18 protein-coding genes are annotated in these 20,772 nt (G+C 64.9%); 6 read left to right on the forward strand and 12 right to left on the reverse strand.

Annotated elements, in window-relative coordinates:
* The first annotated feature begins 516 nt into the window (after positions 1–516).
* Positions 517–1,068 carry a hypothetical protein gene (locus tag AC1DC5_RS05950; protein WP_476864516.1) on the forward strand — a complete coding sequence of 184 codons (552 nt, stop codon included), beginning with the start codon at positions 517–519 and terminating at the stop codon, positions 1,066–1,068.
* Here the strand turns inward: AC1DC5_RS05950 and AC1DC5_RS05955 are convergent.
* From AC1DC5_RS05955 to AC1DC5_RS05980, 6 genes are all read right to left on the reverse strand, one after another.
* Positions 1,013–2,764: a glycoside hydrolase family 35 protein gene (locus tag AC1DC5_RS05955; RefSeq protein WP_476864517.1), complete on the reverse strand. Its 1,752-nt coding sequence runs from the start codon at positions 2,762–2,764 to the stop codon at positions 1,013–1,015. The two genes, AC1DC5_RS05950 and AC1DC5_RS05955, sit on opposite strands and share 56 nt — an antisense overlap.
* A gap of 56 nt (positions 2,765–2,820) precedes the next feature.
* Complete coding sequence (locus tag AC1DC5_RS05960; RefSeq protein WP_441403778.1) at positions 2,821–3,519, reverse strand: hypothetical protein; 699 nt, start codon at positions 3,517–3,519, stop codon at positions 2,821–2,823.
* Positions 3,516–4,445 (reverse strand): carbohydrate ABC transporter permease, encoded by a 930-nt coding sequence (locus tag AC1DC5_RS05965; RefSeq protein WP_476864518.1) that lies wholly within the window; start codon positions 4,443–4,445, stop codon positions 3,516–3,518. Before AC1DC5_RS05965 ends, AC1DC5_RS05960 begins: the two co-directional genes overlap by 4 nt.
* The gene (locus tag AC1DC5_RS05970; protein ID WP_353918977.1) at positions 4,445–5,371 is read right to left on the reverse strand and encodes a carbohydrate ABC transporter permease; all 927 of its coding nucleotides are present in this window, start codon (positions 5,369–5,371) and stop codon (positions 4,445–4,447) included. Before AC1DC5_RS05970 ends, AC1DC5_RS05965 begins: the two co-directional genes overlap by 1 nt.
* A 129-nt stretch (positions 5,372–5,500) precedes the next feature.
* On the reverse strand, positions 5,501–6,781 hold the full coding sequence (locus AC1DC5_RS05975) for an ABC transporter substrate-binding protein (RefSeq protein WP_476864519.1): 1,281 nt from the start codon (positions 6,779–6,781) through the stop codon (positions 5,501–5,503).
* A 56-nt stretch (positions 6,782–6,837) separates the two neighbouring features.
* Positions 6,838–7,851, reverse strand: coding sequence for a hydroxyacid dehydrogenase (locus AC1DC5_RS05980; RefSeq protein ID WP_476864520.1), 1,014 nt, complete (start codon positions 7,849–7,851; stop codon positions 6,838–6,840).
* A 163-nt stretch (positions 7,852–8,014) separates the two neighbouring features.
* Between AC1DC5_RS05980 and AC1DC5_RS05985 the strand changes: the two genes are divergently transcribed.
* From AC1DC5_RS05985 to AC1DC5_RS06000, 4 genes are read left to right on the forward strand one after another with little or no spacing between them, the layout of a single operon-like run.
* Positions 8,015–10,051 (forward strand): heparinase II/III family protein, encoded by a 2,037-nt coding sequence (locus tag AC1DC5_RS05985; RefSeq protein WP_476864521.1) that lies wholly within the window; start codon positions 8,015–8,017, stop codon positions 10,049–10,051.
* On the forward strand, positions 10,048–11,199 hold the full coding sequence (locus AC1DC5_RS05990) for a LacI family DNA-binding transcriptional regulator (protein WP_476864522.1): 1,152 nt from the start codon (positions 10,048–10,050) through the stop codon (positions 11,197–11,199). Before AC1DC5_RS05985 ends, AC1DC5_RS05990 begins: the two co-directional genes overlap by 4 nt.
* On the forward strand, positions 11,196–11,927 hold the full coding sequence (locus tag AC1DC5_RS05995; protein ID WP_476864523.1) for a ThuA domain-containing protein: 732 nt from the start codon (positions 11,196–11,198) through the stop codon (positions 11,925–11,927). Before AC1DC5_RS05990 ends, AC1DC5_RS05995 begins: the two co-directional genes overlap by 4 nt.
* Positions 11,928–11,933: 6 nt before the next feature.
* On the forward strand, positions 11,934–13,856 hold the full coding sequence (locus AC1DC5_RS06000; protein ID WP_476864524.1) for a DUF2264 domain-containing protein: 1,923 nt from the start codon (positions 11,934–11,936) through the stop codon (positions 13,854–13,856).
* Between the two features lie 74 nt (positions 13,857–13,930).
* On the opposite strand, the gene AC1DC5_RS06005 is transcribed toward AC1DC5_RS06000, so the two are convergent.
* The 4 genes from AC1DC5_RS06005 to AC1DC5_RS06020 all read right to left on the reverse strand — a co-directional run bounded on the left by AC1DC5_RS06005 (position 13,931) and on the right by AC1DC5_RS06020 (position 16,852).
* On the reverse strand, positions 13,931–14,563 hold the full coding sequence (locus AC1DC5_RS06005; protein ID WP_476864525.1) for a hypothetical protein: 633 nt from the start codon (positions 14,561–14,563) through the stop codon (positions 13,931–13,933).
* A gap of 53 nt (positions 14,564–14,616) precedes the next feature.
* On the reverse strand, positions 14,617–15,300 hold the full coding sequence (locus AC1DC5_RS06010; protein ID WP_441403788.1) for a sortase domain-containing protein: 684 nt from the start codon (positions 15,298–15,300) through the stop codon (positions 14,617–14,619).
* A 24-nt stretch (positions 15,301–15,324) separates the two neighbouring features.
* Positions 15,325–16,101 (reverse strand): hypothetical protein, encoded by a 777-nt coding sequence (locus AC1DC5_RS06015; protein ID WP_441403789.1) that lies wholly within the window; start codon positions 16,099–16,101, stop codon positions 15,325–15,327.
* 421 nt (positions 16,102–16,522) lie between these two features.
* Positions 16,523–16,852 carry a hypothetical protein gene (locus AC1DC5_RS06020; RefSeq protein WP_476864526.1) on the reverse strand — a complete coding sequence of 110 codons (330 nt, stop codon included), beginning with the start codon at positions 16,850–16,852 and terminating at the stop codon, positions 16,523–16,525.
* A 450-nt stretch (positions 16,853–17,302) separates the two neighbouring features.
* Between AC1DC5_RS06020 and AC1DC5_RS06025 the strand changes: the two genes are divergently transcribed.
* Positions 17,303–18,322, forward strand: a complete 1,020-nt coding sequence (locus AC1DC5_RS06025) for a hypothetical protein (protein ID WP_441403791.1) — start codon at positions 17,303–17,305, stop codon at positions 18,320–18,322.
* A gap of 19 nt (positions 18,323–18,341) precedes the next feature.
* Here the strand turns inward: AC1DC5_RS06025 and AC1DC5_RS06030 are convergent, their stop codons facing one another.
* The gene (locus AC1DC5_RS06030) at positions 18,342–19,298 is read right to left on the reverse strand and encodes an aminoglycoside phosphotransferase family protein (protein WP_441403792.1); all 957 of its coding nucleotides are present in this window, start codon (positions 19,296–19,298) and stop codon (positions 18,342–18,344) included.
* Between the two features lie 661 nt (positions 19,299–19,959).
* A complete protein-coding gene (locus AC1DC5_RS06035; RefSeq protein WP_476864527.1) occupies positions 19,960–20,766 on the reverse strand; it encodes a class I SAM-dependent methyltransferase in 807 nt (268 codons plus the stop codon).
* Between the last annotated feature and the right edge of the window lie 6 nt (positions 20,767–20,772).

The raw sequence follows: 20,772 nt of genomic DNA on the forward strand, positions 1-20,772 counted from the left end.
CACCTCGTGAAGGGTCGGCCTGTTGGTTGGTCATGCAGGGTGCTGTTCGCCGCTCCATGAGATATTCGGAAGGAGGAACCCGCCGCCATGCTGTTCGTCGACTTCCAGCATGAGAGCCGCACCCTTGTGCGGTGCTTGTTCGGGGGGCCGGTCCTGCTCCGGAGTCCGACTCTTCATATCGGAGCGAAATCGCGCGCACGACACAACTGCCCCGCCTGGACGGCCGTTTGAGCAGCGTGGTTGGGGGTGGCGAAGTGGGCAAGAAGGAGGGTGTGCACAATGTGCACACCCTGGGCTTCGGATCGGGTCGTATATCGGCAGGACTGGGCCGGATTGGCGATGTTTGCGGGGCAGTGGCGGATATTCAAGGGCCGGAACCCGTTTCGAGTCCGATCTCGGGCACGTGTTTTCCCTGTTCAGGGGCATTACAGTCTTCTTTCGTGTGGAAAGTGTCCACACTCTCGGCTCTGATCTGATGTTCCGGGTGTGTGGCGTCCCGGGTAGACCAATTCGGTTGTGGGGGAGTGGCTGACGACGGCGTACCGCGTACCGTCCGGTGGGGTGACCGCGGCGTTTACCGGCGCCAGGGGGAAGGCCAACGGGCAGTTCGCATACCCAGCGGTGCAGGGTCCGTCCACATACCTCATCGTCGTGGTGGCCGAGGCCAAATTTGCGGGCCGCGAGCTGCCGAACGTGCACGCTTCCGAAGCTCTTTACGGCAGCGTGCACGCCGACGCCGTTCTCTCTGCCATCCGTCGCGAAGCGTTCCTGTTGCCGTTTGCGCCCCGTATTCCTGTTCGGACGCGATTCTCCAGCCTGGTTCCGAAGAGGACCCCAACCCGCACGCCGGTCTCGCAAAGTTTCTGGAAAATGCAGTCCGCGGCAGTTTGGGGGACAGCCATCGGGGCCGTCATCGCGGTGATGAGCCTGTTCGATGGCAGCATGACCCCGGCTCGGCAAGCGCTGCCTTTCACGGCCGGTGTGCTCTCCTGCCTTGGCCGGACTGGCTCATCTATTTTCCATCCGCGCCGAGGTCGGGCGCGGCAACAAATCGCGCCACGGGACTGATGCTGCCATGAAGTTCCAACACTGCCAGTTCGTTGTATCCTTTCCGGATCAGCGGTCCGGGCACGAAGAGCGTGTACTGGGGTCCGCGGCTCCAGTACCGTCCAAGGTTGAACCCGTTGATGAAGGCGTTGCCCTTGGTCCAGCCATCCAGCCGCAGGTACCTGTCCTCAGGACCGTCGGCTTCGAAGCCTCCGAAAGAGACCGAAGGCCCTGGGACCCCTGCCTCCGGTGATAGTGGTTTGGCAAGTCCCGCGAGGAGCTCCAGGTTCCCGAAATCCAGCGGTGTGATTTGCCAGTGCAGGAGTTCGTTGCCGTTCAGGCTGACGGGTCCGACCAGCCCTTTGGCTTCCCCGATGCGCTGGCCATAGTTGACGCGTCCCTGGTCTTCCACGAGTATCCGAAGCCGGCCGGGTCCCGGGATGGTAACAGCGCGTTCTCCAAGTTCACGGCTGAGTACGCCTACGGCGGCGTCGTTGAGGAAGAATTGCGCCCGGTCCCGGACTTCAGCGACGGTCAGCACGCCGCCGTGGTCGATGGTTTTCTCATAAATGCAGAACCCGCGGTAGTGCCCGGTGCTGTCAAAGGAAGGCACTGTACCGGGGACCGTGGCCGAGTGCCCCAGCATTTCCACGGCTTCCAGCAACGGTATGGAGGTCTCAAGGGTCAGGCTGGAGGTTCCCCGCCGGGGTCGGAGTGCGGGCCGGTCATCGGGTACGGGGAAGTGTTTGGCGATGACGTCCCGGAAGGCGAAGTACTTTTCCGTGGGATGGCCGTCCTCGCTCAGGGGCGCGTCGTAGTCGTAGGACGTGATGGTGGGTTCGTAGATGCCTTTGTCGTTGGCGCCGTTGGTGAAGCCAAAGTTCGTGCCCCCGTGGAACATATAGATATTCACCGAAGCCCCAGCAGTCAGAAGCGCATCGAGTTCGGCGGCGGAAGCGGCGGCGTCGGTGGTGTGGTGGTGGGTGCCCCAGTTGTCGAACCAGCCGTTCCAGAACTCGGCGCACATCAGCGGGCCCGCCGGTTGCCGCTCGCGCAGGAAGGCCAGGCGCTCAAGGGAACGTGAACCAAACGTGCCGGTTTTGTGAAGTTCGGGCAGGGACCCGTCCTCGATCATGGTGCCGATGGGCTGGTCGCAGGTGAACAGCGGGATGTCCACGCCGTGCCGATTTACCAGGTCCACCAAGTACTGCAGGTATGCCTTGTCCTTGCCATACGCGCCGTATTCGTTTTCGATCTGCAGCAGGATGACGGGCCCGCCGCGCGTGACCTGCCGCTCCACCACGATGGGCAGCAGGGAACCGAAGTAGGAGCCGACGGCGGCGAGGTAGCCCGGCTCGCTGCTGCGGACGCCCACGGTGGGGTCGCTGAACAGCCACGCCGGCAGCCCCCCGTTATCCCATTCTGCGCAGATATACGGTCCCGGCCGGACGATAGCCCGCATTCCCGCAGCGTCCACCAGGTCCAGGAAGCGGCCCAGGTCCAGCCGCCCCTCAGCGCTGAATGTCCCCGGCGTGGGGGAGTGCTCGTTCCACGGCACGTAGGTCTCGATGGTGTTTAGTCCCATCAGCCGCGCCTTCATGATTCGGTCCTCCCACAGGTCCGGATGTACCCGGAAATAGTGGATGGCGCCGGAGAGGATCCGGAAAGGCTCGTCGTTCAGCAGGTAGTCGTGATCGCCGATGGCAAAGGTATCCATGGGTTCCTTGGGAATTCGCAGGGTGGACTTGGGGGCGGCCTGGGCAGGGACTGCTGTCAGTCCTGGCGCAGGACGGCATGGAACGCGAAGGCGGCGTTGCTCCAGACCACAAACAGGAGCGGCGCAGGCGCCAGAGCCATACCCAGCACCGGCTGGAGCAGCGCGGCCGAGGCAATGATGCCGAGCAGCAGCAGCATGGCGAGACTCAGGTACCAGCGCTGGACGCACAGGTAGAGCGATGCCTTCGCCAGGCTCTTGAGCCGGGCGCCGGGGAGAAGTACGACGCCGGCAGTGACCAGTACGGCCACGGTCACCGTGGCAGCCGCGGCCACCACGATGACCGGGACAAGCGCCGCTGCCGCCGGCATCGACTGGACGGCGACGAGGTCAACGCCGAGGAAGAGCAGCAGCGCGACCGCTGCCAGCCCCAGCGGCGCCGTGCGCCGGAAGCTGCGCACATAACCCCGGAGGAAGGAAGCAAACGGCTTGACCGCGCCGCCGTCGTCGTCCAGTGCCTTAAAGGCAGCGAACAGGCCGGCGAGCGACGGCGGCACCGTCACCGAGAGCGCCAGGAAGAACGGCCACGCGCCGATGGGATCAGCCACGAGGGAGAGGCATAACGCCAGCGGGGCGTTGGCCAGGGCCAGCATCACGTTCCCGGCGAGGAACGTGTAGACGAACCCGAAGATGCTCCCGAAGGTTTCGAACCCCGGCCCGGCCCAGCGGCGCGGTTTCTGCCCTGCCAAGGAGGTCACCCTTTCATGCCGCTCGTCGCGATGCCCTGGATGAAGTAGCGCTGGCCCACCAAAAAGATGATCAGGATCGGGATCACCGATATGACGGAACCGGTCATGATCATGGCGTATTCGGCGTCGAACTGTCCCACGAAGGAACGAAGGCCCAGCTGAACGGTCCAGAGACGGTTGGACGTGAGGTAGATGAACGGGCCCATGTAATCGTTCCACGTGTTGACGAAGGTCAGCAGCGCCAGACTGGCAAGGGCGGGCTTGGACAGGGGCAGGATCACCCGGGCCCAAATGCCGTATTCGCTGAGGCCGTCGATGCGGGCGGCCTCGCAGAGTTCGTCCGGGATGGTCATGTAGTACTGGCGCATCAGGAACACACCGAACGCGCCGAAGGCCTGGAGCAGGATGAGGGCGTTGAAGCTGTTGGTGAGCCCTAGTTGCTGCATCATGATGTACTGCGGCACCATGTACGCCTGCCACGGAACCGCAATGGTGCCGATGTAGGCCAGGAACAGCACGTCCCTGCCCGGGAACCGGACCTTCGAAAAGCCGTAGGCTGCGAGGGACCCGGTGAGGACCTGCAGGCAGGTGATGATCACAGCAAGGTAGAGGGAGTTCTGCAGGTAGCCCATCATCGGGATGCGGGTCCAGATGTCCGTGTAGTTGCTCCACACGAACTCGCTCGGGATCCACTGGATGGGGACCGTGAGGACCTGGTTGTTCACTTTTAGCGAGGAGGACAGCATCCAGATGAAGGGCACCAGGAGCGCCACCACCAGCACTACCAGAACGCCGTAGATCACGATGTTCGCGGTCCGCTTCTTCTGCTCGCGCGGGGAACGTTTGCGGTCAGTACGACGGCGGTCTTCTGCGGTTGGCGCGCTGGATCCCAAGAAGGGTGCCTCTGCTTTGAGGTCTTCGGCCACGTTGGTCATCAGCGTTCCCTCCGCTGTTGGATCTTGAACTGCAGGACGGTGACCGTCAGCACGATCATGAACAGGACCAGCGAAATGGCCGAGGAGTAGCCGAACTTCCCCTCGCCGATGCCCTCCTGGTAGATCAGCTGGGACAGCACCGTGGTGGAGCGGCCGGGGCCACCGTTGGTCATGACCACGATCAGGTCGAACACCTTGAAGCTGGATACTGTCAGCATCACGACTACAAAGAAGGTGGTGGGTCGCAGGGACGGGATGGTGACATTCCAGAAGCGCTGCCAGGCACTCGCGCCATCAACTTCAGCGGCTTCGTACAATTCCGTGGGGATGGCCTGCAGGCCGGCCAGGTACAGGACCATGTAGTAGCCCATGTCGCGCCACACACTGGTGATGATGACGGCCGGCATGGCCCAATCAGAACTGGAGGTCCAGCCCGGTGGGTTGGCGATGCCGATGGCACCCAGGAACTGGTTGATGGGGCCGCTGTCAGGGCTGAAGAGCATGTTCCAGACGACGGCGACCGCCACCAGGGAAGTGATGTAAGGGAAGAAAATGGCTACCCGGAAAAAGCCGATGCCCTTGAGCTTGCGGTTCAGTAGCATCGCCAGGATGAGGGCGAGGGCCATGGTGAGTGGGACGTGGCCGAGCGCGTAGACAACGGTGTTCCGCAGGGCGATCCAGAAGGAGTCGCTGGCGAGCATGCGCTCAAAGTTGGCCAGGCCAACCCATTTGGGGGCGCTGAATGAGGTCCATTCCATGAAGGAGAGCGCGAAAGCGGCCACGACTGGAATGAGCGTGAAGGCCAGGAAGCCGAGGAAGTTCGGAAGGATGAACGTCCAGCCGATCAGCGTATTGCGCCTGGCTTGCTTCCTGTTGCCGCGGCTGTGCACGGGGGCAGGCGCCTGGGTGATTGTTTCTGTAGTCATGATGACCGCTCCCGGGGCGGGGGCGTTCCTCCATTTCAGGATCAGGAGAGTTCAGGTCCGGTTCCGGTGCCGCGTCCAGGGGACGCAGCACCGGACCGGGAGAGTGCCGCTCTTACTTGGCTGGCACCCCTACTTGCCGAGGACTTCGCTCGTGACGCGCTTGCCCATCTCGGCGATCCCCTCGGTGACGGAGCGCTCGCCGACCATGATGAGGTCGTGCTCCTGGTTGAGGATCTTGTCCGTGGCAGCAGACTTGTCGCTGACGGGCATTTCCAGAGCGGTCTCGTCCGGCGTGAAGGCCTTCTTGGAGAGCTCGTCGGTGGGCAGGCCTTCCAGCTTGAAGTACTCAGCCGTGACGGACTCGTTCTGCAGTGCCGGGACAACACCGATCTTGGAGATGGCCTTTGCGCCTTCTTCTCCGGCTGCCCATTCGATGAACTTCTTGGCTTCATCGGAGTGGGTTGCGTTCTTGTTCACGGCGAAAGCCGTGGGGGAGCCGAACGTGGTGACCTTGCCGTTGGATTCCTTCTGCGGCATCGGAGCCAGGCCCCAGTTGACGGTGGTCTTGCCATCCTTTTTGGCCTGCAGGATGCCGGCGGTGTACCAGGTGCCCATCGGCATCATGGCTGCCTGGCCGGTCTCGAACATGGTGCGGTAACTGGTCTTCTGGCTCTTGGCCGTGCCGAAGCCCAAGGTGGCGCCGGACTTCTGCAGGTCCAGCGCGGTGTTGTACTGGTCCTCGAAGAAGCCGTAGTCACCGCTGTTCTGGTCGGCCCCGTTCTGTGCAGCTGCGATGGCCTGGACCACTGAGCGCCAGACGTGGTGGTAGGTGCCGTAGACCTTCTTGCCGTCAGCTTCTGTGGTGAGCTTCTTGGCGATCTCGGTGTACTTCTCCCAGGTCAGGTCCTTGGGTTCTTCGATGCCGGCGGCCTTGAAGAGGTCCTTGTTGTAGTACAGGAGCCAGAAGTCCTGGCGGTACGGGGCGGCGAAGTACTTGCCGGCCATGTCGAACGCGTCAATGCCGGCCAGGTTGTCCTTGCCCACCTTGTCCACCACGCTGTTGATCTCCTGCAGCTGGCCGTTGCTGGCGTAGCGGGAGTAGTCGATCACATTCTTCATGGTGAGGACGTCGGTGGTGTCGCCGCCGGCCAGCATGGTGGTGACCTTCTGCGGGTAGTCATCGGCCAGGATGTCCACCGGTTCGATGTCAACATTCGGGTTGGCAGCTTCGTAGGCATCGAACAGGGCCTTGAACTCCGGGGTGCCTTGGTAGTTCCACACCGATACTGTCAGGCGGGTCTTACCGTTTTGGGCCTGCGGCTCCGCCGGTCCGGCGGCTCCTGCGCAACCGGTCATGCCAAGCCCTGCCGTTACGGCCAGGGCAATTGCGGCGAGGGTTGTGCGCTTCATTGCGTTCTCCTTAGGTGAGTGTTAAGTCTGCCGCATGCGCGGCGTTTTCATGGGGGTCAGGCGCTGAGTGAAAGGTCTTCGTGGACCACCTGGGCGAGGAGTTCCTGACCGCTCAGGTACCGTTCAAGGTCATCCAGCGCCGCGTCGGACATCCTCCGGGTCTCCGTTCCCAGGGAGCCGGCGATGTGCGGGGTAATGACCACGTTGGGGAGGTCATAGAGCACGGAGTCCCGCGGCAGCGGCTCGGGTTCCGTGACATCGAGGAGGGCGTGGATCCGGCCGGTGGCGCACTCAACCTCAAGCGCCCGGGTGTCCACCAGCGATCCGCGGGCCGTATTGATGAGGGTTGAGTGGTCCTTCATGGCCCGAAGCTCAGGAGCCCCGATCAAGTGCCGGGTTTCGGGCAGCGCGGGTGCGTGGACCGTCACGATGTCCGAGGCCGGAAGGAGTTCCGCCAGCGGAACGAGCCGTCCGCCGGCTGCCTCGACGGCGAGCGGGTCTGCGTGCGGATCGCTCACGAGGACGGTGACGTCCTGAAGTTGCTGGACGAGCTGGACCACCCTGGTGCCGATCCGGGAGAAACCGATCACGCCGATGACCCGCCCGATGTTGCCGAGTTCGCCACGCTGCGTGGAGTAGCTCCAGTCTTCCCGGTGCGTGCGGGCATCGTTAGCCAGGACGTGGGCCTTTTTGCCCGCAAGGACGATGGAGGCGAAGGTGAACTCGGCCACGGGGATGGCGTTTGCGTCCGCGCCGTTGGTGACCAGGATGCCGCGTTCCCACAGCTCGTCGCTGGCGAAGCTGCGGACCGTGCCGGCGCAGTGGAAGACCGCACGCAGTTTGGGCATCCGCTCGAGCCGTTCGGAAGTGAGCAGCGGAACTCCCCAGCTGGTGAGCAGGATTTCCACGTCTGCCAGCTGCGCGTCGAGGTCGGGGGAATCCAGCGAATCCGTCCACGACTGTCCACCCAGGTCAACGAGTCCGGCGAGCCGCTGCAGGCGTGTGGAATCAAATTGATCTGCAAAGGTTCCGCTATTCATGACCAGCAGCGCCTTGGGTTTGGGTGACATCAGGGGATCCTCCTTTCCGGTTTCTTGGTGTTGCCCTCGCGGGCGATTTCATGTCTTGCATCACATCTAACAATCAGTAGATACTCATAAACAAGACAGATCATTCACCTCGTTCAGCATCGATCTAAAACGATCCAACTCGAACAGTCGAGAAGAGTCTTCAATGAATGCACTACCTGCCGACGGCACGTCGGCCCCGGCCCCGGGCGCCCGCCCGCTCGCCTCGGCCTGGGGAATGAACGCATCTCCTTCCGGCCTCGTAGACCTGCTGGCAGGCGGGCTGTCCGGGCTCCGCATCCGTCCGATTGGCGATGCCGCCTGGCTTGGCGTCAGCGAGGCTGCCTCCGCCGGCCTGGCCGCGGAGGCGCGGACGGAGCGTGGGGAAGCCTGGCCGCAGCCCCTGGTTTCGCACTACGCCCGCTACTTCCGGGACGGCAACCGCACCGCCTACGAAGGGCTGGTGGGGGCGCGGCAGCAGCGCCTGTCGCGTGCGGTAGCGATGGCCCTGCTCGCCGGACGGGACGGGGGAATAGGTGCCGAGGGCGGCGGTGGGGCGGGCCACCGCAGCGCCTCCATCGGCGGCGCGGACGCCGTCGACTGGCTGGACGAGGTCGTCGACGGCGTGTTCCTGCTCTGCGAACAGAGCTCCTGGAGCTGGGCCGCGCACGACGACGTCTTCAGCCGCAGCGGCGAGGTGGTGCCGGACAGGTCCCGGCCCTACCTGGACCTCGGAGCCGGCGAAGTCGCTGCCCAGCTGGCGTGGACGGATTTCGTGCTGGGCGGCTCTCTGGATGCCCGGACGCCCGGCCTGCGCCGGAGGATCCGGCAGGAAACCCAGGAACGCGTCATCGTTCCCTTCCTCGAACGGATGGACTGGCACTGGCTCGGGCTGGACGGGGACGTCCACAACTGGAACCCGTGGATCCATACGAACCTGATTGCGGCAGCGCTGTTCCTGGTGGACGATCCCCGACTCCAGGCAGCCACCGTTGCCCGCTGCATCGAGGGCCTGGACCGTTTCCTTGCTTCCCTGCCCGCGGACGGTGCCATTGATGAGGGCTTCGCCTACTGGTGGAACGGGGCCGGCAGGGCGCTGGAGGGCCTCGCCCTGCTGGAGGAAGCAACCGCCGGTGCGCTCGGCGCCGATCTCCCCGTAGTCCGCCAGCTCGTTGCTTTTCCGCACCGGATGCATGTGGGCGGAAACTGGTTCCTCAACGTTGCCGACGGTCCCGCCCGGGCGGCCCGCGGTCTGCCGTGGGACATGCTGCACCGATGGGCGCTGCGCCTGGATGACCGTGACGCCGCAGGACACGCAGCGTCTTTCGTCTCCGGTCAGCCTGAGGCGACGGCGGGACTGGGCCGGGTGCTGCACGCGCTCCTGCGCGGGACCGAAGAACGCGGTACGGAAACGCGCGAAGCCGAGGAAGGCGGGCCCGCGCCGCTGGTGCCGTTCACCTACCTTCCGTCGGTGCAGATCATGGTCGCCCGGGAAGCGGCCGGCACGGACCGGGGCCTGCTGCTCGCCGCGAAGGGCGGGCATAACGGGGAGCACCACAACCACCGCGATGTCGGCTCCCTGGTGGTTGCCGTCGACGGCGTTCCGCTGCTGGTCGACGCCGGCCAGCCCACCTACACGGCGAAGACCTTCAGCCCGGACCGGTATGAGATCCGTGCCATGCAAAGCGCCTGGCACAGCGTTCCCGCACCGTTCGGCCTGGAGCAGGGCACCGGGGAGGACTTCGCGGCGGACGTCCTGCAGACGCCCACACCTGACAACCCAACACTCAAGCTGGCCCTCGGAGCAGCGTACGGACTGCGGCCGGAGCAGTGGATCCGGACGTCTTCGCTCGACCGGAAAGCCCGGCGGGTGGCCGTCGCCGACCGCTGGAATCTTCCGGAGGTGCCGGACAGGGCAACGCCCGACGTCGACATCACATACATCGCGGCCGGCACCGTCCACCTCGGTGAAGGCGGCTCAGCAATCGTCCTGCCGGACGGCATCCCCACAGCCGGGAACGGCAGGGGAGTCCGCCTGCGCTGGGAGCCGGGTGCCGCCGTCGTATTGGTGGATGAATGGCTGCTGGATGACCCCCTGCTGTTCGAGGTGTGGGGCGCAAGGCTGACCCGCCTGCGCTTCCGCCTGCCCGAAGAACACCGCCCAGCCGGCACCTTTACCCTGAAATTGGAGGCAACACCATGAGCCCCGACCAACCATCCGAAGGTTCCGGGAGATCCCTGTTCTCGCTCCAGCGCCGCGAGCGGCTGATGGAGGAACTGCGTGCCCATGGAGCCATCACGGTCCGCGGCATTGCCGTGAAGCTTGGTGTCAGCGAGCTGACCATCCGGCGGGACGTCAACCTGTTGGCCGATGAGGGCCTGGTGTCGCGGGTCCATGGGGGCGCCACGCTGCCCAGCCCGCTGGACCGGTCGGCGACGGCGGGCCGGACGCCGCAGCACAGCTATTCCATCGGCATGGTTGTGCCGTCCCTGGACTATTACTGGCCGCAGGTCATCAGCGGCGCCAGGGCTGAGGCCGAGGTGCAGAACATGCGGATCCTGGTCCGCGGCTCGGCATATGACGCCGCCGACAACCGGCGGCAGGTCCAGGCCCTGCTCGACACCCAGAACATCGACGGACTGATCGTCGCCCCGGACATGACCGGCGAAAACGGGCAGGAGCTGCTCCGCTGGCTCAACGCGCTGCCCATACCGGTGGTGCTGGCCGAACGGCGCTCGCCCGTGGAAAACCCGGCGCACCGCCTCGAATGGGTTGCCACGGACCACGCGTTCGGCGCCGGCATGGCGGTCCGGCATCTCTGGCAGGAGGGCCACCGGCAGATCGGCTGCCTGACCGATTCCGCCAGCCCCACAAGCCCGCACGTGGTGCGCGGCTGGCGGCAGGCCATGGCCGCCCTTGGGATCCCGGTGGAGGCCTCCGTCCAGGAGGACTCGGCCAAGCTGGCCAACGGCGACCGGGCCGCACACTTCGACCACGTCCTGGAGCTCTGCAAAAAGACGGGGACCACGGCCATGCTGGTCCATTCGGACACCCAGGCGGTGGCTTTTGTGCAGCATTGCGTGGACAAGGGACTCCAGGTTCCGGGCGACATGGCGATCGTGGGATACGACGACGAAGTGGCCTACCTTGCCGAGCCTGCCATCTCGGCCGTCCGCCCGCCCAAGCAGTACGTAGGCAAGGTGGCCGTCCAACTCATGGCTGCGCGCCTCGCGGAGGGACGCATGCGGCCGGTGCACCGGATCGAACTGAACCCGGAGCTGATCCTGCGGGAGTCATCCATCGGTGCGCCGCGGGTCCCGGCGTCGGGCGTGCTCCAGGGATCCGTGTGACGGCGGGCCAGCCGGCGGCTCCGCGGGCACTGCTCCTGAGCGGCGTGGGCCGGTACGCTGACCCCTGGCACCCGTTCGCCGGGACGTCCGCGGCCCTGACGGGCCTCCTGGAGGAGGCGGGGTTCAGCGTCGAGCTGGCCGAGGATGTCGATGCCGCATTGGCAGGCATGGCAGCACTGGGACTGGCGCCGGACGGACCAGCCGACGCGGGCCTGCCGGACCTTTTGGTGGTGAACATTGGTCTTCCGCGCGATGACCGCCCATCGCCCGGGACCCCTGAGGCCGCCGCCGGGCTGCGGCGCTGGCTGGCGGACGGCCGGCCGCTGCTCGCGAGCCACGCCAGCTCCACCAGCTTCCTCGATTCCCCTGCATGGGCGGAAGCTCTGGGCGGCCGCTGGGTCCGCGGAACATCCATGCATCCCGACTACGGACCCGCGACAATCCACGTCGTTCCCGGGAGCGGTGCCCTGATGGAAGGCATCGTGGACTTTGAGCTGCTGGACGAGCGTTACAGCTACCTGCAAACAGCACCCACCATCACCGTCCACGCGACCCACACCCACGGGGATCGTGAGCACCCCGTCATGTGGTCCCAGGACCGGCGTCCGGGACGGACGTTCTACGACGCGCTGGGCCACGACCCCGCCTCCTTCCAATCGCCCGAACACCGCGAAATTCTGCTGCGCGCCATCACTTGGCTCGCAGCAGAAAGCCTCTTGACCCCTTAGGACACAATGTCTTCCACAACGACTCCCTCTGCTTTGATCCTGCCGGCCCTGGACCGCGGACTCTCGCCGCACACCGGCCTGACGCGGGAACACTGGAGCGGCTACGCCGACCACCTGCTCCGCTCGGCCCACCGCTACGGCACCGCGGACCACGCCAACATCCACCTGCCCGGCGCCAACAGCGCGTACGGCCCGCGCAGCGACTCGCTGGAGGCCTTTGCCAGGACCTTCCTGCTGGCGTCCTTCCGGATCGCCGGCGACCCGCAGGGCACGGGCTGGATCGCCGAGTGGTACGCGCAGGGCCTCGACGCCGGCACCAACCCGGCGAACCCGGACCGCTGGCCCACGCCGGGCGAATTGGACCAAGCAAAGGTGGAAGCGGCTTCCCTCGCCGTCGGGCTGGCGCTAACCCGGGACGTGCTGTGGGACAAACTCCCGCAGCGGGTCCAAGAGCAGCTAATTGCGTGGTTCGAAACCGTGATCGGCGAGGAGTACCCGCCCATCAACTGGGTCTGGTTCCAGATTGTGGTGGAGACCTTCCTTGCGAGTATCGGCGGGCGTTCCTCGGACGAGGACATCGATGCCGGCCTGGCCATCCACGATTCGCTCTACCGCGGCCGCGGCTGGTTCGCCGACGGCCCCGAGCGCGCCTACGACCACTACGTGGGCTGGGCCTTCCAGGTCTACCCGCAGCTCTGGGCGCTGATGGCCCCGACGGATCCGCGGGTCAAGGCCCGCAAAGCCCTCGACGGCGAACGTCTCGCCGACTTCCTTGACGACGCCGCCTACCTTGTCGGGGGGAACGGGGCTCCGCTGATCCAGGGCCGCAGCCTGATCTACCGTTTCGCCGCCGCGGCGCCATTCTGGGCGGGTGAACTCTCGGGCCACACCCGGTTGGCCCCGGGGCTGGGACGGCGCGCGGCGTCGGGCATGCTGGCCTATTTCGTCCGGCAGGGAGCGGTCACCGACGACGGACTGCTCTCCATCGGCTGGCACGGCGAGTTTGCCGGCATGAAACAGTCCTACTCCGGTGCGGGATCTCCCTACTGGGCCGCCAAGGGCTTCCTGGGACTGGCCCTGCCGGCAGACCACCGGGTGTGGACCGCCGTCGAGGAACCGTTGCCGGTGGAAGCCGGTGACACCCAACGGCTTATCGCGGCCCCAGGCTGGCAGGTGGACGGAACAGCGGCCGACGGCGTCGTCCGGATCCGCAACCACGGCACCGACCACGCCAAGGCCGGAGCCGCGATCGCCGATTCCCCGCTTTACGCCCGGCTGGGATACTCCACGCACACATTCCCGGACGTTGAGCCGGAATCCCTGGACAACGCCGTCGTGATGGTCAACGCCCTGGGCCGGCTGACGCACCGCACCGGTTTTGAGTCCTTGGGCCAGGAAGACCTCGGGGGCGTGCAGGTGGGCGCCTCCCGGGCCACCGTCAACTGGATCGAGCCAGACCCCGATGGCGGCCCGGACCACGGCAGCGGTGCCAAGGGGACCCCGACGCCGGGACCGGAAGTCACCGTGGTCTCGCTGACGCGCGGTGCCGTGGAACTGAGGCTGGTCCGGGTCCGGGGCACCTCCCCGGGCAGGCCCGCGGTACTGCGGATAGGTGGCTGGCCAGTGGATGCGGCGTCGGGGCTCGTCAGCGAAGTCCGCGCCCTCCCTTGGGGCGGGACCCTTGGCGACGCCGGCACCTGGGACAGGAAAGCCCCGCACCCGATGGGGGAGCACCTGACGATCCCCTGGATCGGCACCTCCGGAGCTGCAGCGGACGGTGATTACGCCGCCCTCGTCGGACTTGGCGGGGAGGACGCGCGCGCGGACCTGAACGGCACCAGTTTCCTGACGTCAGGAAGGTTTGAATTTGCCGACGGGACAGCCGTGGATATTGCCTCGATATGGGCGGCCCTGCAGTTGGAGTGCTGACGGCACGGCAGGCATCGGTTCGATACCGAAAGACTTTAACCTCGGCCCCGTGCTGGTGTGCCGGAACGGGTGTGTCAGTGATGTTCGATCCAGCAGGCCAGGATGGTGGTGGAAAGCTGGTAGGCCAGGGCTCTGCGGCTGATGCTCTCCGGTCCCAAGGTGGCCGGCAGGTCGGTGGCATCCACCTCAAGGACGAAGCTGCCCTTCTGGAATACGGCTGACCCGGCGGCGGTTTCGTAGGCCGGGAACCCGAGGTTGGCGAGGCCTTTGATGGGTTGGGCGTCCTTTGCCAGGGCCTGCATTGCGTCAAAGTACGTCAGTGCCGACGCCTGATCCTTTGCCTCCCTGACGGAGATTTCCAAGGAACCCTCTTGGAGATGGTACGTGCAGGTGAAGGTGCTGTCGGCCCAGTCATTGACCGTGTGCGGTTTTGAATCGAGATCCAGGATGGAGGTGAGCCTGTCCATCGGCTGGTCGCCGCACACCATCAGGGCAGCGTCGCTGGGACCTTGGGCTTGGGGCGCGCCAGGGGATGAAGAGGACCCGTGAGCGTGCCCGCCGGCGTGCCCTGATTCGTTGGCAGCTGAAGACGGCGGGGAAACGGCGGCGGAGTTGCCCGGCCCCACGGATCCGGAGGCTGCCGCGCAGCCGGAGAGGAGTAGAGCCGTGGCAGCCAGCGCAGCCAGGGCTTGCTTTCGGTGTGTCATGTCCAGTCCGTTCACGCGAGTTGCCGCTTCCAGGAGGAGCGGGATTCTGTGGTTCAAACTTTGAGTTTTGCGTAGATGACGTAGTTATCGTCGAACAGGCCGGTGGCGGGGTCGTAGCCGTCGCACGTGATGAGCCGGAGTTCGGCGCCGTCGGTGTTGCCGTAGACCTCGAGGGTGGGGAACTCGTTCTTGCTGTAGACGGCGCCGCGGTCAACGGTGAACACGGCGATGCTGCCGTCGGTTCGGGAAACGTTGATTTCGGAGCCCGGGGTGAGTTTGCGCAGGTCCGCGAAGACACCCTTAGCGCCGCCGAGCGCGTTCACGTGGCCAAGCATCACCGCCGGCCCGCGTTCCCCGGGGGCGGGGGAGCCGTTGTACCAGCTGGCAGGCGCGCCGGCGGCGGTGGGAGGTACATCCAGGGAACCGTTCTCGCGCAGCCCTTGATGGAGCAGGTCCGTCCGGAGCCCGATCGAGGGAATGCTCAAGCTGACCGGCGCCGACGCGGCCATCACCGGAAGCTGCGCGGTGGCCGGAGCCACCGGGGGACCGGATGGTGGCGCGGCCGTGGCCGGGGACGGAGCCGCGGGGGCGCTCGATGCTCCCGTAGCTGGGACCGAAGCAGTTGGAGCAGGCCCATTCGGAGCGTTGGCGCAGCCGGCCAGGGGCAGCAAGAGCAGAATCCCGGCCACCACGGCGGCCAGGACGCCGCCGTGGTGGCCTGGATTCTTGATTCTCACGGTAGTGATCGGATCAGCGGGTGCTTAGGCCGCTGCACCGGCGGTGCGACGACGGACAACGTAGGCCCCGCCGGCGAGGGCGATCAGGGCGAGGCCGCCGCCGGCAGCGAGGGCGCCCGTGTCGGTGCCGGTTTCCTCCGTGACTCCGGTGTCGGCGCCGCCGACCGGCATGTTCATCTGCCCGACCTTCAGGGTCCCGCAAAGGGCGGGGGAGGTCGCGGCCAGCGGGAGAGTCGGGGCAAGGTCGCTCTTGGCGGCCTGACCTGCCGCGCTGAGGGTCGCGGGATCAAGGCCGTGGACGACGACCACTGCGGTGCCGGCTTCCAGGGCTGCTTTCGTTTCGGCGTTCAGTTCAAACGTCCGGTCCACGGTGTACGCGGCCCCCTGGCCGCCGACCTTCAGATCCAGGCCGGCCGCCGGGCTTGTGTCGCCGCTGGTGGACAGCGTGGTGACGATTTCGCCGTAGGAGGGTCCGCCTTCGGTGGTCGAGATGACCTGGTCGCCGTCCTTGTCGGCAGATGGGGCCGGGCAGATGCCCTGGGCTCCGCCGTGGATGTGCTGGACGTGCGGGTAAGGTGCGTCCATGAAGGTCGCAGGCATGCCGGCGACTTTCAGGACAACGTGGGCCTGGTTGCCGGTGACGTCAACGGTGACGGTGCCGGAGCCGGCACTGCCGTTGAGCTGGCCCAGGGTCGACTGATAGTGGTTTGATCCGTCATGGGCCATGGCAGGGGAGCCGGAAACAGCCAGGGCGGCCAAAGCCAGGGTGGGGACAGCCAGAACGCGAAGTGTCTTCTTCATTGAATAGATCTCCTCATACACGAGCGTGGGATGCTGGCGCCCCGGAACGGGGCCACTGGTACTTCGGAACAGGACCGGACAAGGATGGGTTTATGCGTGACCGGGCACACATATTTGGCAGGGCGCCGCCGTCCGGCATGCGTAAGATCACCTGCATGCACGTCGGAAAGTCCGACGAACGGGACAGCCGTTGGCAGCAACACCAGGGCGCTTTCCGCGTGTACTCTCTTGAGGAGCCTGGGCCCGCTACTCGGTCAGCATCTACGACCTAACAGATGCGACTTTGTCGGAAGACAAAACCTGGGCGGAAGATGGGGCTGGTGATCACATGTATTCGATTGCACTAGTTCCATCGAATGAGCAGGGACACCGGGGACTTGTCTGGCTCATCGCAGCAGTCCTAGCGGCGTAATCCCCTTGCTCAGAAGGTGGTGTACTCCACCGACGATGTCTTCCAGAGCTCTGTCGCATCACCCAGGGCGGAAGCGACGTCGTCGCCCGTGACTGAGAACGTCCTGTCGATATCCTGATCCGGCCAGGTGAACACCACCGACAACACTCCTGCGGCGACGTCGTGATCAACCCAAAATGACATGGTCCAGAAGTTGTTGTGCCCCTCATGCGTGACAATTTCCGCCGTCGAACGCCCGGAGCTATGTTGATCTACAGCTAGCTGAGGGCCCTCGGCCGGAGAATTCCGCAGATAGGCGCCGACCTGGCGACCGATGACCCGCTGCTGCTCAAGTGTCAACGGGCCCTTAAACCTGACGCTCATCTGAACCCATAAACCAAAGGGGTAAACCTCAGCGAAGTTCAGGCTGCAGCCAGATCCGCTCAGAAGAACAGAGCCCCTGCCGGCCACGAAGCCCGGTTGCCAGTTGTACGGTCTCCTGGCATGTGAGCTCCTAACAAGTCACCCAAACGGGGCCGGGGATGTTGGTCGATCCTGTCCTGGTTGTGATGATACGACCTATCACCTGCAGCCCCTAGAAACCCGTCGACGGGTAACGTTCTAGCCGGTCTCGTTCGGAAGCGAGCTGGCAGCTGTGCACGGTCGAGCTTCCCCTTACGGGCCCGAGGCTGCCCGCTCAGGAACCGGCTTACGGGCGGCGCTATCCGGGTTCCTCGCTGTTGCTCTGACACGGCCCGAAGGATTGACCCGGGGGATTGCGCGGCAAGCACCGGGCCGTAGGGTGTAGTGATGACGGCGCGTTTAGAGGAAGCCCATAGCATTTCCACTTTGCTTGCCGGGCTCGATGATGCCGGCGTGCAGATGCTTCTCGATGCTGCTGAGCCGGTAGGCGTTGGTATCGGGGGAACAACCAAGAAGGTCCGGATCGGTGATCGGACTGCGTTCCTGAAGCAGCTCCCACTGACGGGCGTCGAAGAAGCTGATCCGACCGCCACCACAAGCCGGCTTCAGCTTCCCTTTGTCTCCCACTACGGCATAGGAAGCCCTACCCACGCGGTCGGGCGAGAGTTGGCAGCACATCAAGCAACCTCCACGTGGGTTAAGGCAGGAACCGTGGATTTCTTCCCGCTGCTGCTCAACTGGCGTGTGTTGGACCTGAAGTGTGAGGCGGACCTGAGCGAGTTCGACGGCGATGATTCTCCCAGCCAGTGGGGTCCGCATTGGCCTCAAATGCAGAGCAAACTTGCCGCGATGAAGTCCGCATCCAAAAGCATGGTGTTCTTCCTTGAGTACGTACCCGAGACGCTGGGCGCCTGGGTGCGCAGGAGTGTAGCTGAGGGCACCGGGGCGACCGTCTTCCCCGATGTGGTCGACCAACTTCTTGAAGCCACAGCATGGATGAACAGCCAGGGATTCCAGCACTTTGACGTGCACCCGGGAAACATCCTCGTTCGAGAGGGCAGACTACTCTTCACGGACTTCGGCCTGGCACTTCACCGCGAATTTGACCTCACCGCGGAGGAAGAAGCATCGATGCCCGATCACGACGGCTTCGACAGTGATACCGCCCTGATGCACCTTTTCCACTGGACGCTATTCGAACTCGGCTATACCTCCGGTCTGCAGCGGCTGGAGTTATTGCGTGCCGCCGCCGCTGACCCAGCCACACCAGCGCTGGACCCAGCCCGTGCGGCACTCGGCGACGGTGCTGATCTGATTGCGCAGCATGCCAGTGTCGCCGTCTACATAACCGAGATGTTCGGCGCCCTCATGGAGAATGTGTTCGCCGCTCAATATCGACGCCACTAGACCTTGGAGCCCAAGACGGTCAGTCGTCCCCGTGAGCGACCGACTGACGGGCACCTGGGCGAGCTGAAATAGGCGCCGAAAGTGCTGGGTCATTGAGGATGCGCGTCAGGGTGGTCTGCCCGAGCGTGCTCATTCCTGGGTTCGTCTCCCGGTAGTACCACACCAGGCCCATCGCCTGCTGGAATGCCCACGCGGCTCCGCGCCACCACTCAACGTCACCGCATGCCAGCTCACTGCGGAGGACTGACCTCCTCTCGTCATCGAGCATGTGCCATGCGGCGACAAGATCGAGTGACGGGTCAGCTGGAGCGAAACCCCCGCCATCCAGCACGCCAACCAATCGGTCGTCCTCGACAAGGAGATTGCCGGGAATCAAATCACCGTGCGTCATCGCATCGGAGGCAACCTTGGGCAAGCTCCGGAATTCCGCCCAGAGTGCGCGGAGCCGATTGACCGGAAGTAGTCCGTCACTTTCCCGGAAGCAGACTTCCATCCATGCGTCGGAATCATGAAGGTCTCCACCACGCCCGGAGCCGGCGAAGTGGCGTCCCTTCGTGTCGGCGGCGCGGAGCGAGCGTATGAGGTCCACGAGGTCATGGGCAAACATTTCGGAGTGCGCTAAGTGGTGGGGTGTTGCTACAGTCCCGTGGATCCAGGTCTGAAGGGTCCACGGCAAGGGATAGCCGAAACCGGGATCGCCCAAGGCCACGGGCGACGGTGTGGCGACCGGACAATATTCGGACAACTCGCGCATTGCCGCGGCTTCCCGGGCGAGCTCCGCCCTCATATCCGTTGGATTGGCGGAGCGCAGCGGGAATCGTGCCGTAAGGTCGGCGCCGATTCGAAAGATGGCGTTCACCGTGCCGTCTGTTGTCATGCGACGGAAACGCTCAAGGCGCCATTCCGGAAACTGGTCGATGATCAGCCGACGAGCGAGTTGCTCGTCAATGTGCAACTCATCGTCGTGCATAGCCATGCTGGTTACGTTAGCTGCTTTGCGCGACTGTCCCAGTGGAGGTTTCCCAAACAGGCCAGGCTTCAAACCGCTCTCCCTCGCCGCATCGGATTTGGCGGACATCGAGCCTGCCAGCTCCCACGCAAGGCGGGTACGGTGAATTCATGTCACCTACGGCCGTCGCTGAGTCCCGTCCCGTCTGGCACAGAACCGTGGGCGCGGCATTCGTGTCCGGTGCATCCCTGTGGCTCACTTGGACCGCCCAGCAATTGCCGACAATTTGCCCGGCAATCTACCCTGCGCCGGCTAGCTGCGCTCCGGATGCCCGCTTGAGTCCGGCAGTTTGGGGAACAGTTGTCATTATTGGGCTATTCGCTGCATTGCTAGCAGCGAGTGCCACGATTCGTCCTGAGCGGAAAATAGTCGTTCTTCGATGCCTCATGGCCGTGCTCGGTATCGCCGCAGCGGTTGTTCCCCTCTGGACCCTGGTTTCATCCGGCTTCAGCTTGTGACTACATAGGCGTCCCCTGGTCATAGCTGTTTGCATTCATCGCCGTCGAGGCCTTCGGTCCCATGCGCGAAGGCTTGATCGGCCCCCCAGAACAGCTGCGATGAGCAAAAATATCGAACCCCGCGCAGTAGGGGCGAGTGTTTGATTCATGCCCCGCTCCTCTGGGTAGCCTCAGCCTGCCGGGTGCGCGGCCCCGCCTGCCAGGATGGCAAAGTACCCGGGAACCTGTTGAGGGTTACCGGCACGGTTCATGGGGACCACTTCGATTTCTACCGGGCCGTCGACGATCAACCGCCAGTTCGGGGCCGGGAATTCGCGGGCGCGTTCTTGCGGCCCGAAATGCCCGGGCCGTGGAAGGTTTTCCAGGGCGCGCTGCAGTTGGCTGGGCATGTTTGCGCGGGTGGCTCCGAGTTCTGCCAAGTATCCGAGGCTGTTGCCGCGGAAGTTGGTCTCGGCCAGAAAGAGGCTGCCTCTGTTCCCGACGACGGTGTGCAGGTTCGCCGCCAACGCTGTCCGTCTGTTCGGTTTCAGGACGTGGAACACTCCCCGGACAAAGACGTTGGCCGGCCCCAGCCGCTCCAGGAGGAGCTCCCCAGCGTCAGCGGCGGCAGCGTCCAGAACTGCAAATTCAGCGTTGGGGACGTCTTCACTCTCCTGTCGGGCCCGCTCGACTGCACCGGCTGACACATCCACGCCGAGCAGGCTCGGAAATAGCCCGGCAAGCCAACGGGTGTGGGTCCCATTGCCGCAGCCAACATCCACGACCGGGAGAGTGGGATCGAAGTGGGCTAGGAGCTGCTCAGCGTACTGTGCGCGCTCAGCCGGGGAACCGGAGTCCCACAGCACGTCTCCGGTGCGTCCGGTGGAGCGGACTCCGCGCCAGTAACGTTCCCAAGCTGCGTCAGGGTCCTTTGGCGCCCGTGAAGCAAGGCGCACCACTGAGGGAACAAGCTGCATCCGGTCCCAAAGAGTCGACATATCCCA

The organism is Arthrobacter sp. 10L424 (assembly GCF_056395325.1).